The organism is Streptomyces javensis, assembly GCF_039525925.1.
In the GTDB taxonomy this organism is placed as follows: domain Bacteria; phylum Actinomycetota; class Actinomycetes; order Streptomycetales; family Streptomycetaceae; genus Streptomyces; species Streptomyces asiaticus.
In genome coordinates this window covers 104,583-119,275 of record NZ_BAAAIF010000016.1, presented here as the reverse complement: position 1 = coordinate 119,275, position 14,693 = coordinate 104,583, and the positions used below count along the sequence as shown (strand labels likewise).

At 72.8% G+C, this 14,693-nt stretch carries 13 protein-coding genes; 4 read left to right on the top strand and 9 right to left on the bottom strand.

The window, feature by feature from the left end:
- Positions 1-26: 26 nt before the first annotated feature.
- Together ABD329_RS17275 and ABD329_RS17270 are read left to right on the top strand one after the other, a co-directional pair.
- A complete protein-coding gene (locus ABD329_RS17275) occupies positions 27-2,189 on the top strand; it encodes a DUF5107 domain-containing protein (protein WP_344316597.1) in 2,163 nt (720 codons plus the stop codon).
- A gap of 591 nt (positions 2,190-2,780) precedes the next feature.
- The gene (locus ABD329_RS17270) at positions 2,781-3,224 is read left to right on the top strand and encodes a hypothetical protein (protein WP_198281180.1); all 444 of its coding nucleotides are present in this window, start codon (positions 2,781-2,783) and stop codon (positions 3,222-3,224) included.
- A 32-nt stretch (positions 3,225-3,256) separates the two neighbouring features.
- Here the strand turns inward: ABD329_RS17270 and ABD329_RS17265 are convergent, their stop codons facing one another.
- The 5 genes from ABD329_RS17265 to ABD329_RS17245 all read right to left on the bottom strand — a co-directional run bounded on the left by ABD329_RS17265 (position 3,257) and on the right by ABD329_RS17245 (position 6,875).
- Positions 3,257-3,607 carry a VOC family protein gene (locus ABD329_RS17265; RefSeq protein WP_037962492.1) on the bottom strand — a complete coding sequence of 117 codons (351 nt, stop codon included), beginning with the start codon at positions 3,605-3,607 and terminating at the stop codon, positions 3,257-3,259.
- 23 nt (positions 3,608-3,630) lie between these two features.
- Positions 3,631-4,440 carry a class I SAM-dependent methyltransferase gene (locus ABD329_RS17260; RefSeq protein ID WP_198281181.1) on the bottom strand — a complete coding sequence of 270 codons (810 nt, stop codon included), beginning with the start codon at positions 4,438-4,440 and terminating at the stop codon, positions 3,631-3,633.
- Positions 4,441-4,693: 253 nt separating this feature from the next.
- The gene (locus tag ABD329_RS17255; protein WP_246619050.1) at positions 4,694-5,044 is read right to left on the bottom strand and encodes a CBS domain-containing protein; all 351 of its coding nucleotides are present in this window, start codon (positions 5,042-5,044) and stop codon (positions 4,694-4,696) included.
- A gap of 176 nt (positions 5,045-5,220) precedes the next feature.
- Positions 5,221-5,604 (bottom strand): DUF2795 domain-containing protein, encoded by a 384-nt coding sequence (locus ABD329_RS17250; protein WP_198281183.1) that lies wholly within the window; start codon positions 5,602-5,604, stop codon positions 5,221-5,223.
- Positions 5,605-5,705: 101 nt separating this feature from the next.
- Entirely contained in the window at positions 5,706-6,875 is a 1,170-nt protein-coding gene (locus tag ABD329_RS17245) for a baeRF2 domain-containing protein (protein ID WP_198281184.1), read from the bottom strand.
- 333 nt (positions 6,876-7,208) lie between these two features.
- Between ABD329_RS17245 and ABD329_RS17240 the strand changes: the two genes are divergently transcribed.
- Complete coding sequence (locus tag ABD329_RS17240) at positions 7,209-7,625, top strand: phage holin family protein (RefSeq protein ID WP_344316596.1); 417 nt, start codon at positions 7,209-7,211, stop codon at positions 7,623-7,625.
- 6 nt (positions 7,626-7,631) lie between these two features.
- Positions 7,632-8,207, top strand: coding sequence for a TIGR03086 family metal-binding protein (locus tag ABD329_RS17235; protein WP_198282540.1), 576 nt, complete (start codon positions 7,632-7,634; stop codon positions 8,205-8,207).
- Positions 8,208-9,065: 858 nt separating this feature from the next.
- Here the strand turns inward: ABD329_RS17235 and ABD329_RS17230 are convergent.
- From ABD329_RS17230 to ABD329_RS17215, 4 genes are all read right to left on the bottom strand, one after another.
- Positions 9,066-11,165, bottom strand: coding sequence for a catalase (locus tag ABD329_RS17230; RefSeq protein WP_198279344.1), 2,100 nt, complete (start codon positions 11,163-11,165; stop codon positions 9,066-9,068).
- Complete coding sequence (locus ABD329_RS17225; RefSeq protein ID WP_198279343.1) at positions 11,162-11,716, bottom strand: type 1 glutamine amidotransferase domain-containing protein; 555 nt, start codon at positions 11,714-11,716, stop codon at positions 11,162-11,164. The genes ABD329_RS17230 and ABD329_RS17225 overlap by 4 nt, the downstream gene beginning before the upstream one ends.
- 110 nt (positions 11,717-11,826) lie before the next feature.
- The gene (locus tag ABD329_RS17220; RefSeq protein WP_198279342.1) at positions 11,827-13,632 is read right to left on the bottom strand and encodes a thiamine pyrophosphate-requiring protein; all 1,806 of its coding nucleotides are present in this window, start codon (positions 13,630-13,632) and stop codon (positions 11,827-11,829) included.
- Positions 13,633-13,679: 47 nt separating this feature from the next.
- Positions 13,680-14,645 (bottom strand): TIGR03557 family F420-dependent LLM class oxidoreductase, encoded by a 966-nt coding sequence (locus ABD329_RS17215; RefSeq protein ID WP_198279341.1) that lies wholly within the window; start codon positions 14,643-14,645, stop codon positions 13,680-13,682.
- Positions 14,646-14,693 lie beyond the last annotated feature (48 nt).

The following is a 14,693-nucleotide window of genomic DNA, read 5'->3' as shown; positions in this document are numbered from 1 at the left end:
CCAAGGCAGTCGGAACGAGGCAGCCCGTGGCCACGAGCGTGCGACGTACCACTCTGACCCTTCCCACCGCCCCCGTGGGGCCCGACAACCCCCTGCCCGCGCTGCGCCCCCTCGACGAGGTGCACCGCGTGGACGACCGCACCCGGGCCGCCCTCCCCACCGACATGGCCCGTCAGGTCGCCTACGCACCCCTGCGGTCGGTGCTGCCGGTGCGGCTGCGCGACGGCTACGGCCGCGACCGCGCCCCCGCCGCGCTCGACGCCATCGTCCTGGAGAACGACCGGCTGCGGGCCACCGTGCTGCCGGGGCTCGGCGGCCGGGTCCACTCACTGGTCCACAAGCCGACCGGCCGTGAACTGCTGTACCGGAACCCGGTGCTCCAGCCCGCCGACTTCGCCCTCAACGGCGCCTGGTTCTCCGGCGGGATCGAGTGGAACATCGGCGCCACCGGCCACACCACCCTCTCCTGCTCACCCCTGCACGCCGCCCGGGTCCCCGCGCCCGACGCCGCCGACGGGGGCGCGATGGTGCGGCTGTGGGAGTGGGAGCGGCTGCGCGACCTGCCCTTCCAGGTGGACCTGTGGCTGCCCGCCGACTCCTCGTTCCTCCACGTGGGCGTCCGGATCCGCAACCCCCACCACCTCCCGGCCCCCGTCTACTGGTGGTCCAACATCGCCGTCCCCGAGGACGAGCACACCCGCGTCCTCGCCCCCGCCGACGGCGCCTGGCACTTCGGCTACGCCCGCACCCTCAGCAAGGTCCCGGTCCCCGAGTGGGACGGCGCCGACCGCACCTATCCGCTGCGCGGCGCCTACCCCGCCGACTACTTCTACGAGGTGCCCGACGGCGTCCGCCGCTGGATCGCCTCACTCGACGCCGACGGTGGCGGCCTCGTCCAGACCTCGACCGATCTGCTGCGCGGCCGCAAGCTCTTCGTCTGGGGCGCGGGCCCCGGCGGCCGCCGCTGGCAGCAGTGGCTGACCGAGCCCGGCACCGGCGGCTACGCCGAGATCCAGGCCGGGCTCGCCCGCACCCAGCTCGAGCACATCCCGCTGGAGGCGGGCGAGGAGTTCGCCTGGCTGGAGGCGTACGGGCCGCTGACCACCGACCCGGCAGCCGTCCACGGCGCCGACTGGGCCGCCGCCCGCCGCGAGACCGAGACCCGGCTGGAGGCCGCGCTGCCGCGCGCCGCCGTCGACGCGGCCTACGCCGCCTGGCGCCCGTACGCCGACGCGGAACCGGCGGAGCGCCTCGCGACCGGCTCCGGCTGGGGCGCGCTGGAGATCGAGCGCGGCGGATTCCAACTGCCCGGGACGCCGTTCGACCCCGACACGCTGGGGGAGGAGCAGGAGCCGTGGCGCCGGTTGCTGCGCACCGGCGCCCTGCCCGACTGGGAGCCGGGCCGCCCCCAGGCCGACCCCGGCGCATCCGTCGTCGCGCCCGCCTGGCGCGACCTCCTCGAAGCGGCGCCCTCCACCGCCGCCGCCGAGTACCACCTGGGTGTCGCCCAGTGGCACGCGGGCGACCGCGCCCAGGCCGAGCGCAGCTGGGAGCGGTCGCTGCGGTGCGCGGAGACGCCCTGGACGCTGCGGTGTCTCGCCGTCGCCGACACCGCGTCCGGCCATGCGGCGCGCGCGGCGGAACGGCTGCTGCGCGCCGTACGGCTCCTCCTCGCCTCGGCCACCGCCCCGGAGCCCGAGGCGCCTGCGGTGCTCGAAACGGCGGGAACGGGGCAGGGCGTGGCGCGGGGGGAGGGAGCCGGGCAGGGGGCGGGCGTCTCGCTGGCCGCGCCGCCCGTCGCCGCGGACCCGCTCGCCCTGGAGACGGCCGAGGCGGCGCTGGGCCGGGAGGCGATCGTCGCGCTGCTCGCGGCCGACCGCGCCGACGACGCACGAGCGGTACTCGACGCCCTGCGCCCCGCCATCCGCGCACGCGGCCGCTTCCGGCTGCTGCGCGCCCAGGTCCTGCTGGCCCAGGGCGACGCCCTGGCCGCCCGCGCCGTCTTCGACGAGGGCTTCGAGGTCTGCGATCTGCGCGAGGGCGACGAGGCGTTGAGCGACACCTGGTACGCGATCGTGGAACGGCTGGCGACCGGCACCGAGGACCCACTCACCGAGGAGGCCCGCGCCCGAACCCACGCCGACCACCCCCTCCCCGCCCACTACGAATTCCGCATGCGGCCCGCCTAGCGGGCCTACGGCCCGCAGAAACCACGCCGGGGTGCGCCCCCTCGACGAGCGGCCCGCCCGGGCCGCGCCCGCATGTGTCCCGCGCCCGCCGAGTGGTCTGGGCCGGGCCGTGCGACGGCCCAACCGGCGTGCGCCCGCATGGCGAGTGCTTTGGCCGGGCTGCGCCCGCGCTCTGCACGTGGGCTGGTCGCAAATGGGCCGCCTGCTGGGCTTGGCCTGCGGTCGGCCGCCCGATCCGGCCGCGCTCGCGGGCGGGCTTGCGGGGGCGGCGCGGCGCTCGCGCTGCGGCCCGCGGGCACCGGCCCGCATCGCGTCTCGCCTGGCGCGTGGCCGCGCGGCGAGCCCGGGTGCGTCCGTCGGCGGCCTGCGCCCTGTAGGGGCGCTTCGCGGCCCGCCCGGGCCGCGCCCGCATGCGTCCCGCGCCCGCCGAGTGGTCCCGGCCGGGCCGCGCCCGCGTGGCGGGTCCCGCGCCGTGGGTCATCGTGAGCCGGAGGGGGCCAGGGCGGGGCCGGGTCCGCATGGCGGTGGTGCATGGTGGGCACCCGGGCATGGACGCCGGCATGGTGCATCACCGGAAAGGAGCCGCGTACCGTGAGGACACCGCATGATCCTGGGGCGGATCCGGAGGATGAGGGGATTCCCGATCTCCAGGACGGGACGCCCGGGCAGCAGTGGGCCGAGGATCCCGAGCAGTTGCCCGTGGCCGGGGACGAGCCGACGATCGCCGTGTACCGGGACACCACGAGCGCGGAGACGCGTGAGCGGGAGTCACTCGACGAGCGGTTGACGGACGAGGAGCCGGAGGCGGGGGAGCCGGTCGGCAGCGTGCCGGAACCGGCCGGGCTGCTGTACGACGAGCCGGATCCCGACCTCCCGCGTGAGCAGGACGTCTACTCCCAGGAGGGCTCGACCAGCGGGCTGTCCGCCGAGGAGGAGGCGGTCCGGATCAAGAGCGATGAGCTCCGGGATGTGGACGATCTCTACGAGGAGGTCGACGACGAGGAGGTCATCGTGGATCCGGGACCGCCCTCCTGACGGGTCTGCCGGACGGTGTGTTCACGGGCGGGTCACGCCGGGTTCCGGTCGACGTACTCGAAGATCGAGCCGTCGGGGTGGCGGGCCACCAGGGTGCGGCCCACGGGGGCGGGCAGCGGACCGGCGACGATCTGCCCACCGACCGCCGTCAGATCGGCGATCGCCTCATCCACGTCCTTCACCGCGATCGTCGCCGTGATCTTGCGGAGAATCGACATCTCCGACTCCGGTCCGCTCATCAGGAAGAAGCAGCCGACCGCCGCGACCGCGACGGGGCCGCGCTGGAAGCGCACCGCCTCGGCTCCCGTCAGCTTTTCGTAGACGGCGATCGCCGAGTCCAGGTCGTCGACGCACACGCGGAGTGAAGTCCCCAGAATATCCATGCGGGCGAGCCTAGTTGAACTGCTCAGACGCGGCAGAGGATCTCACCGTGCAGGATGCCGAACCAACCGTCCGGAGCCTCGCCCCACGTCCGCCACGCCGCCGCGATCGACCGCAGCTCCTCCTCCGTGGCATGGCCGCCGTCCACCGCGAGCCGGGCGTAGGAGGAGGCGACCGTGCGGTCCGCCCACAGCCCGCTCCACCACGCCCGCTCCTCCTCGGTGGCGTAGGCCCACGCCGTGGCGGTCGAGGTGATGTCGGTGAACCCCGCCTCCAGGGCCCAGGAACGCAGCCTGCGACCGGCGTCCGGCTCGCCGCCGTTGGCCCGTGCGACCCGGCGGTAGAGGTCCAGCCAGCCGTCCAGCCCGGGGACGGACGGATACCAGGTCATGGCGGCGTAGTCGGAGTCGCGCACCGCCACGATGCCGCCCGGCGCGCACACCCGTCGCATCTCGCGCAGCGCCCCCACCGGGTCGCCGACGTGCTGGAGCACCTGATGGGCGTGGACCACGCAGAAGGAGTCGTCGGGGTGGTCCAGTGCGTGGACGTCGGCGACCGCGAAGGAGACATTGGCCAGCCCGCGCTCCTCGGCCACCGCACGCGCCCGCTCCAGGATGGCGCCCTCCGCGTCGACGCCCGTGACCTGCCCCTGGGGGACCAGCTCCGCCAGGTCCGCGGTGATGGTGCCGGGGCCGCAGCCGATGTCCAGGATCCGCATATGGGGCCGCAGATGGCCGGTGAGGTACGCGGCGGAGTTGGCGGCGGTGCGCCAGGTGTGCGAGCGCAGCACCGACTCATGGTGGCCGTGGGTGTAGACGGCGGTGTCCTTCGGCATGGCGGAACTCCCCCTTCGGGACCGGTGAACGGGTGGCTCCACGGTAGAGGGCATCTCGCATCACGAGAAGATCCGTCTCGACATGCGAACGGTCGGTATCGCGCCGAAGGGGCGGCGGGGACACGGACCCCACCGCCCCTTCGGCGGAATGTGCTGCGGAAACGGTGCTGCGGGAACGAGGATGCGGGAGCGGCGCTGCGGGACGCCAGGGCGATCCCGTCAGATACGCGGCTCCGTCAGATACGCAGCTCCGTCAGATACGCGGCTCCGTCACATCGCCCCGGCTGATCACGCCCAGCGCACGCCCCGCCTCGACCACCGGCAGCCGCCCCACCGCATGCCGCCGCATCAGCGCGGCGGCCTCGGCCACCTCCTCGTCCGGCCCGATCGTCACCGGATCCGGGGTGCATATGGCATGGCAGGTGACGGCGAGGGGGTCGACGCCCTCGGCGACCGCGCGGAGAGTGATGTCGCGGTCGGTGAGGACGCCGAGCACCTCTCCCTCGCTGGCGATCAGCACATCGCCGATGTCCTGTGCGCGCATCAGTTGAGCGGCCTCCACCAGCGAGGCGTCCGGGCGTACCCAGATCGCGGGCCGCGTCATGACCTCCCGCACGGGGCGCGTCGGGTCGCGAGGTGGGTCGTGGGGCATCTGTCCACCTCCCCCTTCGTGGGTGATGTGCTGCCCGCAGTACCCAGCCGGGGCGGGGAGTATGCGCGACGGATACGCCCCGTCCGCGATCCCTGGGGGATCCCCCATGTACTCGGGCGCGGCCGCGGCTACGTGCTCGGGTGCAGCCCCAGCGCCGAGACCACCTCCTGCACCGTGTGGAACGTCTGGTCCGTGGGCAGTTCCTCGGCCAGAGCGATCAGCCCGTCCGGCGCGTGCCGGTCCTCCAGGACGTCCAGCAGCCCCTCGCGGTCCGCCGGGAACGACGTACGTCCCAGTCGGCGGGCGAACTCGAAGCGCACCGCCTCGGCCTCGCCGGTCGTCCCCCGAGCCGGGATCGGCCCCAGGGCGACGTCCGGGTCGTCGTCGGCGGACGGCTCCGGGTCGTGCCACTCCTCGGCACGGGTCGGGTGCCCGGAGCGGATCAGCCCCTGGAGCTCGTGCTTCATCTCGTCGTCCTTGTGGACGCTCAGCCGGTCGCTGCCTCGCTGCATGTCGGTCCCCTTCCTCAGCGGGTCCGTGTGTCTCCCGGGCCGGTCATCTCCCAGGATGTGTCAATCGGTTCCCGGGACGGTCGAATCCGCTCCCGGGATGTTCAATCCGTGCCGCCCTCGTACGGCCAGCGCAGCAGTGCGCCGAGGCCGCCCACCGGGATGTCGTCGCCGTTCGGCTCCGCCCCGGCCGGTGCCACCATCAGCGCTTCGGCGCCGGTGGCCACGACCGAACGGATCAGCGCGTCGTCGGCGCGGGCCGGGGACGGCTGGGTGTCGCCCAGGTACTGGACATCGGTACGGCGCAAGGCCAGCTGGTCGGGTTCGGTGCCCACCCATACCTCGCGGTACAGATCGGGCCCGTCCGGGCGTATCAGCAACGAGCCTATGCGGTGCTCACGTGCCGCGTCGACCAGCGCCGGAACTCCCTCGGCCGCCTCCACGCGCCCGCCGGAGGGCATCCGGCCGGCCCGGAACCGCTCCAGCGCCTCCTCATCGCGCTCTTGGGCGTAGCGGGCGCGTGCGTCGTCCACCTCCTGGTCCAGCAGCCGGGCGGCGTGGCTGCCGGGCGGGGCGGAACCGGGGGCGCGGCCCCCGCGCGAGGTCTCCACCGCCGCCGAGCGCAGCTCCTTGGGCAGCCGCTCGTGGACCGCGCGCCGCTCGCGCGGGTCCCCGGCCAGCACCACCAGATCCGCGCCGGTCTCCTGCCGGCAGGTGCCCAGCTCATCGGCGATCAGGGCGGCGTTCTGCTCCCAGGTGTTCTCCGTCTTGAGCTGGAAGTGGCGCTCCGACCAGTCGGCGCTGGCGGTCCGGTGCACCGGCCACTGCCGACCCTCCACCGAGCCGACCCGGTCGCCGCCGTGCGCGTCGCGCAGCTCGACGTCCGCGCCGGTGCGGTCGATGTACGCCACCAGGCAGGACGGGTCCTCGCCGGTCAGCTCCAGCAGCGGCCCCACATGTGGAAGCGCCGACCAGCACGGGGGCTCGCTCATCGGCGGCGGGGTCAGCAACGGGGTGTCGAGGACCACTTCACCGGCCGTGGCGAAGACGGCCCACCCGGCCGGTCCCGCACCGGGCGGCAGCGCGGCCAGCCTGTCGTACACCGCACGGCAGGTGGCCTGGTCGGCGCCCTGCCCTTCCAGCCGGCGGCTCGCCTCGCGGGCGGCGCGTTCCTGCTCCTCGGCCGCTGACTCGTCGGGGTGCGAGGTGTCGAAGTAGACGCTGGCCCAGGGGCCCGGGCGGTCGTAGAGCGGTTGGAGATGTGCGAGTCGCATGTACTCCCTCCAGATTTCGCGTCCCCCACGCGTACCCATGACGACGACATCGACACGAGGTCGTCGGGACGATCGGGACCACGCCGTCGGGACGATTGGGGACCACGTTCGATGCTGGGGTTTGAGGCCCGTGGGGGAGGGGGACCCGTCGGTCGGCCGAGCGGCCCGTAGGGAGTGAGGAGCGGCGCCGGACGCGGGACATCAGGGGCCGGGTCCGGCGCCGTGCTCTGTCGAGACGCCCTGCGGAAGTGCCCGCGTACCCGTGGTCCGCTCGCGTTGACGGGGACTGTTGAGGACTGTTAACGGGGATGGGGTACGGGTACCCGGCGGCACATGACTGATAAATCGGACTATCCGAAGGCGGGCATACCCTCGGCCGGGGACCTGGCGGAGCCGGTCGCACGAGCCGTCCGCGAAGAGGTCCGCCGGGAGCTGCGTGAGCAGTCCGGGCGGCGCGCGGTCCGCCTCTACGGTGGCGCGGCGGCGGCCGCGCTCTACGCGGGGGGTGCGCTGACGGCGTGCCTGGTGCTGCTGTTCGCGCTGGCGCTTCCGGGGTGGGCGGCGGCGTTGGTCGTCTTCGCGCTGTTGCTGGTGGTGGCGGGGTGGCTGAAGAGCGCGGCGGGGCAGGGGGCTGGGCGGCGGCCCGGTGCGCCTGCCGCGCCTTCTGCGCCTGCTGCGCCCTCTGCCCCTTCTGCCCCTTCGGGGCCTGTGGCTCCTCCTCAGCCCCCTCATCCTCCTCACACGGGGTGATCGCCCATGGCGGAGAACCCGCTGCTGACCAGGCACAGCGAGGCGCTGGACCTCTTCACCGAACGGGTCCACGCGATCCGGCCCGATCAGTGGGACGCCCCGACGCCCTGCACCGAATGGACCGTACGCGACCTGGTGAACCATCTCGCCGTCGAGCAGATGTGGGTGCCGCCGCTGGTCCGGGAGGGGGCGAGCGTCGGCGACCAGAGCGATGCGCTGGAGGGCGATCTGCTCGGTGACGACCCCGTCGCCACGTGGGATGTGGTGGCGACCGCGGCGCGGGATGCCTTCCGCGAGCCGGGGGCGCTCGACCGGATGGTCGACCTCTCGTACGGGGAGAGCCCCGCGACGCATTACTGCGCGCAGATGACGGCTGACGCGGCGGTGCATGCGTGGGATCTGGCCCGGGCGATTGGGGCGGATGAGCGCATTCCTAAGCCGCTGGTGGACTTTTCGGTGCGGGAGGTCGCGCCGTATGCGGCGGATTTGGAGGAGAGCGGGCTGTTTGCGGCGCCGGTTGAGCCGCCGGTGGGGGCGGATGCACAGGCTCGGCTTTTGGCCCTGTTGGGGCGTGAGCCGTAGGGGGGCAGTTCCCCACCCCGCCCCTTCCCGAAAGCGGGGGCTCCGCCCCCGCGCCCCCACCGGGGCTCCGCCCCGGACCCCGCTCCTCAAACGCCGAAGGGGCTGGATGGCGCACTTGCCAGTGGGTGCCGCCCTTGGCCCCGTGCGGGCTTCGCCCCGGGCCCCGCTCCTCAAACGCCAGCGGGGCTGCGCACCCGCGAACGCGTCCCGGGCGCGGGTGGGCCCATCCGGCGGACCGTGCGGGCTTCGCCCCGGGCCCCGCTCCTCAAGCCTCAAGCGCCAGCGGGGCTGCGCACCCGCGAACGCGGCCCGGGCGCGGGTGGGCCCGCCCGGCGGACCGTGCGGGCTTCGCCCCGGGTCCTGCTCCTCAAGCGCCAGCGGGGCTGCGCACCCGCGAACGCGGCCCGGGCGCGGGTGGGCCCATCCGGCGGACCACCCCGCCCGGTGGACCACCCCGGGCCCGCCCGGTGGATCCACCCCGGGTCCGCCCGGTGGATCCACCCCGGGTCCGCCCGGTGGATCCACCCCGGGTCCGCCCGGTGGATCCACCCCGGGTCCGCCCGGTGGATCCACCCCCGGGCCCGCCCGGCGGCCCGCCCCGGGCCCACCCGGCGGACCCACGCCGGGCCCCCGGCGGGCACGCCCTCAAGCCCGGGCGGGCACGCCCTCAAGCCCGGGCGGGCCCGACTACCCGGGCGTGGCCCGGGGCGCGGGGGTGGGTGCGACCCGGGGCGCGGGGGTGCCCGCACCACCTGCGGGTCCGACCGCACCAACGGGTGCGGGTGGGGGGTGTTGAGCGGAGTCGAACTCCGCTCAACACCCCCCACCCGCATATCGGCCCACCGCGCCCCGCGGAATTCAGCAGCGGACCCGGGGCCGGTCCCAGTGCCGGTGGGCGGCTATGGCCTCGGTGAAGGCCTGGGTGAATTCCTCGCTCGCCGTGCCCGTCGTGGTGTCCGTGACGACGCCGCGGTCGGTGCAGACGTGGCCGTGGCCGGAGGCGATGTGGAGGCCCTCCGGGTCGAGGGAGGAGAGGATGCCGACGCCGGAGCCGAGGGCCGCGATGGGCTTGCCGTGGCGGTAGGCGTCGCGGACGAAGCGCATGGCGTCGGGGTCGGAGGCCAGGCCGGGGGTGCCGGTGGGGCCGCCGGGGAGGAGGACCGCGTCGTAGAGGACGGAGGCGACCGTGGGGAGGGCGCGGTCCACCGCGTAGCCATTGCCGTCGGCGCCGAGGACCTTGCCGTCGTGCGGGGCGAGGGCCTCGACGATGGCGCCCTGGGCGGTGAGCGCCTCCTGGGCCTGGGTGAGCTGGCCGGTGTCCACGCCGTCCATGACCAGTACCGCGATCTGCCGGGTGCGGATGGAGCCGTCGCCCTGGAGGTTGTCGAGGCTCAGCGCGGGCGAGGCCTGCGGCTTGTGGTTGTTGGCGCCGGGCTCCGGCAGCGCCACGCCGATGCCCTGGGCCACCTGCGAGGCCAGGTCGTAGTCGACCTGGGCCAGCTGCCCGACCGTGCGCTCCCGGACATGTACCGCGCCGACCTTGCCCAGCTCGAAGCGGAAGGCGTCCACGATATGGCGCCTCTCCCAGTCGCTCATGCTGTTCCAGAAGAGCGCGGCCTGGCTGTAGAAGTCCTTGAAGGACTCGCTCCGCTTGCGGATCTTATGGCCCTCGACCCGCTCCGCGTAGTGGGAGAAGGCATAGCCGTCCGCCCCCGCGAGGGCCGGGCAACCGCCGCCGAGGGAGTTGGGGGAGTAGTTCGTCCCCTTGTGGATCATGCTCTGGTGGTAGCCGTCCCGCTGGTTGGTCCGGGCCGGGGTGACCGGCTGGTTGACCGGCAGCTGTGCGAAGTTGGGGCCGCCCAGCCGGATCAGCTGGGTGTCCAGATACGAGAAGTTACGGGCCTGGAGCAGCGGGTCATTGGTGAAGTCGATACCGGGGACCACGTTCGCGGTGTGGAAGGCCACCTGCTCGGTCTCCGCGAAGAAGTTGTCCGGGTTGCGGTTCAGGACCATGTGGCCGATCGGCCGCACCGGCACCTGCTCCTCCGGAATGATCTTCGTGGCGTCGAGCAGATCGACATCGAAGTTGAACTCGTCCTCCTCCGGGATCAGCTGCACCCCCAGCTCGTACTCGGGGTACTGACCCGCCTCGATCGCCTCCCACAGATCGCGCCGGTTGAAGTCCGGGTCGCGGCCCTGGCACTCCTGCGCCTCGTCCCACACCAGCGAGTGGACGCCCAGTTTCGGCTTCCAGTGGAACTTCACAAAGGTGCCGCGGCCCTGGGCGTCCACAAAGCGGAAGGTGTGCACCCCGAAGCCCTGCATCATCCGGTAGCTGCGCGGAATCGCCCGGTCCGACATCAGCCACATCATCATGTGCATGGTCTCGGGCTGGAGCGAGACGAAGTCCCACAGGGTGTCATGGGCGGAGGCGCCGGTCGGGATGTCGTTCTGCGGCTCCGGCTTGAGCGCGTGCACGAAGTCGGGGAACTTGATCCCGTCCTGGATGAAGAAGACCGGCATGTTGTTGCCGACCAGGTCGTAGTTGCCCTCCGAGGTGTAGAACTTCGTCGCGAAGCCCCGCACGTCCCGCACCGTGTCCGCCGAGCCCCGGGGCCCCTGCACGGTGGAGAACCGTACGAAGACCGGGGTGCGCACCGACGGGTCCTGGAGGAAGGCGGCGCGGGTGAACTCCGCGCAGGACTCGTACGGCTCGAAATAGCCGTACGCGCCCGCGCCCCGCGCGTGCACCACCCGCTCCGGGATGCGTTCGTGGTCGAAATGGGTCAGCTTCTCGCGGAAGTGGAAGTCCTCCATCAGGGTCGGGCCGCGTTCGCCCACGGTGAGGGAGTCATCGGTGTGGTCGACGGCCACACCCTGGTCGGTGGTCAGCGGCCCTTCGGCGGGGTCGGGCGCGCGGTACATGTCGCGCTGCCGCTCCTTGCGGTCCTCCGTCATCGTGCCGATCCCTTCGTCGACTTCGCGAACTCCTCCAGGAACGCCTCGTGGAACGCCTTGAGGTCATCCGGCTTACGGCTGGTGATCAGGGTGTTGGGCCCGCCGGTGCAGACCTTGACCTGCTCGTCCACCCAGGTTCCGCCGGCGTTGGTGATGTCGGTGCGCAGGCTCGGCCAGGACGTCAGGGTGCGGCCGCGTACGACATCGGCCTCCACCAGCGTCCAGGGGGCGTGGCAGATCGCGGCCACCGGCTTGCCCGCGTCGAAGAAGCCCCTGGCGAAGGCGACGGCCGCCTCGTCCAGGCGCAGGAAGTCGGGATTGGCCACCCCGCCGGGCAGCACCAGGGCGTCGTACTCCTCGACCGTCGCGTCCTTCACGACCTGGTCGACCTCGAAGGTGTCAGCCTTGTCGAGATGGTTGAACGCCTGGATGCTGCCGGGCTTGGTGGACACCAGCCGGGGGGTGCCCCCGGCGTCCCGAACCGCCTGCCAGGGGTCGGTCAGCTCGACCTGTTCCACGCCTTCCGGGGCGACGAGAAAGGCGACCTTCATTGCTGCTCACGTCCTTCCGGTCTGTTCCGGTCCGGGTTCGCTTCCGTACGGTGCGGCGGGTAGCCAGCGCGGACGGGGTCGAAACGGGAACACCAGGTGCGTCAGGCGCCTCAGTCGTCGTCTGACGTCTTCTTCCGGTGCGGCAGGAACTCCTGCACCTTCGCCTTCAGGCCCTGGCGGACCATGCCCGCCCGGTCCGGGTCGCCCTTGATGATCGACTCGACCGTGGCCTCCATCTGCTCCCGGGTGGCGTGCGGCGGGATCGGGGGGACGTCCGGGTCGGTGAGGAACTCCACGACCGCCGGACCGTCCGCGCTCAGCGCCTCGCGCCACGCCCGCTCGACCTGCTCGGGCTTCTCCACCCGGATGCCGGTCATGCCGAGCGATTCGGCGAACCGCGCGTAGGAGACATCCGGGATCGACTGCGACGGCGGGAACTGCGGCGCCCCGCCCATGGCCCGCATCTCCCAGGTGACCTGGTTGAGGTCCTGGTTGTTCCAGATGGCGATCACCAGCCGGGGGTCCTCCCACAACTGGCGGTACTTGGCCACCGTGATCAGCTCCGCCAGGCCGTTCATCTGCATCGCGCCGTCCCCGACCAGCGCCACCGCCGGCCGGTCCGGACGGGCGAACTTGGCGCCGATCGCGTACGGCACTCCGCAGCCCATCGTGGCCAGCGTGCCAGAAAGCGAGCCGCGCATCTCGCCGCGCATCCGCAGATGGCGGGCGTACCAGTTGGCGACGGAGCCGGAGTCGCAGGTGACGATGGTGTCCGAGGGCAGCAGCGGGTCCAGGCAGTGGGCCACGTACTCGGGGTTGATCGGATCGGCGGACACCTCCGCGCGGGAGCCCATCACCTCGCGCCAGCGCCGTACGCCCGCGACGATCTCCTCCTGCCAGTCGCGCGCCTCCTTGCGCTCCAGCAGCGGCAGCAGCCGCAGCAGGGTCTCGCGGGCGTCACCGACCAGGTTGACCTCGTACGGATAGCGCATCCCGATCATGTGCGGATCGAGATCGATCTGGACCCCGCGCGCCTTGCCGAACTCCGGCAGGAACTGGCTGTACGGAAAGCTGGAGCCGATGGTCAGCAGGGTGTCGCAGTCCCGCATCAGCTCGTACGAGGGCCGGGTGCCCAGCAGTCCGGTGGACCCGGTGACATAGGGCAGTTCATCGCTGAGCACATCCAGGCCGAGCAGCGCCTTGGCCACCCCGGCGCCGAGGGTCTCGGCCGCCTGCTGGACCTCCTTGCGCGCCCCGGCCGCGCCCTGGCCGACCAGGATCGCCACCCGCTCGCCCGCGTTCAGCACCTCGGCGGCCCGCTCCACCGCGCTGCTGGAGGGCACCGCGGACCAGCCGCTGCGGTCCAGGCTGGAGGGCACCATCTTGAAGTCGTGGGTGGGCGCGGAGTAGTCGAGGTCCTGCACATCCGCCGGGATGATCACGGCGGTGGGGGCGCGGCGGGCGTAGGCGGTGCGGATGGCCCGGTCCAGGACGTTGGGCAGCTGCTCGGGGACGGTGACCGTCTCCAGGAAGTCGGAGGCCACGTCCTTGAAGAGGCTGTGCAGATCCACCTCCTGCTGGTACGAGCCGCCCATCGCGCTGCGGTGGGTCTGGCCGACCAGCGCCACCACCGGGACGTGGTCCATCTTGGCGTCGTACAACCCGTTCAGCAGGTGGATCGCGCCGGGTCCCGAGGTCGCCGCGCAGACGCCGAGGCGGCCGCTGAACTTGGCGTAGCCGACGGCCTGGAACGCGGCCATCTCCTCGTGCCGGGCCTGGATGAACCGGGGCTCGTTCTCGGCCCGCCCCCATGCGGCGAGCAGGCCGTTGATTCCGTCCCCCGGGTAGCCGAACACATGCTCGACACCCCACTCCGACAGCCGGGCGAGTATGTAGTCGGCCACTTTCATGGTCATGGTGGGTCATCGCTCCTCTCGGCGATCGCTCTTACCGGCGATCGTGGTCAACCGGCCACCTGCGGCAGCACCTTGGTGCGGTAGAAGTCGAAGAAGCCGCGCTGGTCGGGGCCGATCTGATGGACGTAGACGGTGTCGAACCCGGCCTCCGCGTAGGCGTTCAGCGCGGACACATGCGCCTCCGCGTCATCCCCGCAGACCACCTCATCGGCGATCCGCTCGGGGGTGACGAGCTGGGCGGCCTGCTCGAACTGGGCCGGGGTGGTCAGCGTCGACAGCACCTCGCCGGGCAGCCCCTCGGTCGGCCACAGCCGGTGGGCGGTGCGCAGCGCCTCGTCGGGATCCGGGCCGTAGCACACCTTCAGGCCGCCGCGGGCGGGTTTGCTGTTGCCCCCGGCGCCGCTGCCGCGCCGGAACCGCGCCACCAGCTCCGCGTCCGGGTTCACGGTGATGAAGCCGTCGCCGACCCGTCCGGCCAGCGCGGCGGCGACCGATCCGAAGGCCGCGATGTCGATGGGCACCGGCTCCTCGGGCACGGTGTACAGCCGGGCGTTCTCCACCGTGTAGTGCTTGCCGTGATGGGTGACGCGGCGCCCCTCGAACAGCTGGCGCATCACCATCACGGCCTCCTCCAGCATCTCCAGCCGGATCGGCGCGGGCGGCCAACGGTCGCCCAGCACATGCTCGTTCAGCGCCTCGCCGCTGCCCACGCCCAGCCGGAAGCGGCCCTCGAGCAGCACCGCGCTGGTCGCGGCGGCCTGGGCCACGATGGCCGGGTGGATACGCATGATCGGGCAGGTCACCGCGGTCTGCACGGGCAGGCTGGTGGCCTGCGCGAGGGCGCCGATCACCGACCAGACGAACGAGCTCTGGCCCTGGGCGTCGTTCCACGGGTGGTAGTGGTCCGAGATCCACAGATGGCTGAAACCGGCCTGCTCCGCCATCCGGGCCTGCTCGACAAGGTCCGCAGGCCCGTGTTCTTCGGCGGCCAGGAAGTAGCCGTACTCGGTCATGGGGCCCTCCTCGAGCGCGGATTCCGGCGGATTCGACGGGTAACCGGG

Excerpts from the sequence above, each read along its gene's own strand:
- ABD329_RS17265 (WP_037962492.1), bottom strand. The coding sequence starts at position 3,607 with ATGGATATTCTGGGGACTTCACTCCGCGTGTGCGTCGACGACCTGGAC.
- ABD329_RS17260 (WP_198281181.1), bottom strand. The coding sequence starts at position 4,440 with ATGCCGAAGGACACCGCCGTCTACACCCACGGCCACCATGAGTCGGTG.
- ABD329_RS17255 (WP_246619050.1), bottom strand. The coding sequence starts at position 5,044 with ATGACGCGGCCCGCGATCTGGGTACGCCCGGACGCCTCGCTGGTGGAG.
- ABD329_RS17250 (WP_198281183.1), bottom strand. The coding sequence starts at position 5,604 with ATGCAGCGAGGCAGCGACCGGCTGAGCGTCCACAAGGACGACGAGATG.
- ABD329_RS17245 (WP_198281184.1), bottom strand. The coding sequence starts at position 6,875 with ATGCGACTCGCACATCTCCAACCGCTCTACGACCGCCCGGGCCCCTGG.
- ABD329_RS17240 (WP_344316596.1), top strand. The coding sequence starts at position 7,209 with ATGACTGATAAATCGGACTATCCGAAGGCGGGCATACCCTCGGCCGGG.
- ABD329_RS17235 (WP_198282540.1), top strand. The coding sequence starts at position 7,632 with ATGGCGGAGAACCCGCTGCTGACCAGGCACAGCGAGGCGCTGGACCTC.
- ABD329_RS17230 (WP_198279344.1), bottom strand. The coding sequence starts at position 11,165 with ATGACGGAGGACCGCAAGGAGCGGCAGCGCGACATGTACCGCGCGCCC.
- ABD329_RS17225 (WP_198279343.1), bottom strand. The coding sequence starts at position 11,716 with ATGAAGGTCGCCTTTCTCGTCGCCCCGGAAGGCGTGGAACAGGTCGAG.
- ABD329_RS17220 (WP_198279342.1), bottom strand. The coding sequence starts at position 13,632 with ATGACCATGAAAGTGGCCGACTACATACTCGCCCGGCTGTCGGAGTGG.
- ABD329_RS17215 (WP_198279341.1), bottom strand. The coding sequence starts at position 14,645 with ATGACCGAGTACGGCTACTTCCTGGCCGCCGAAGAACACGGGCCTGCG.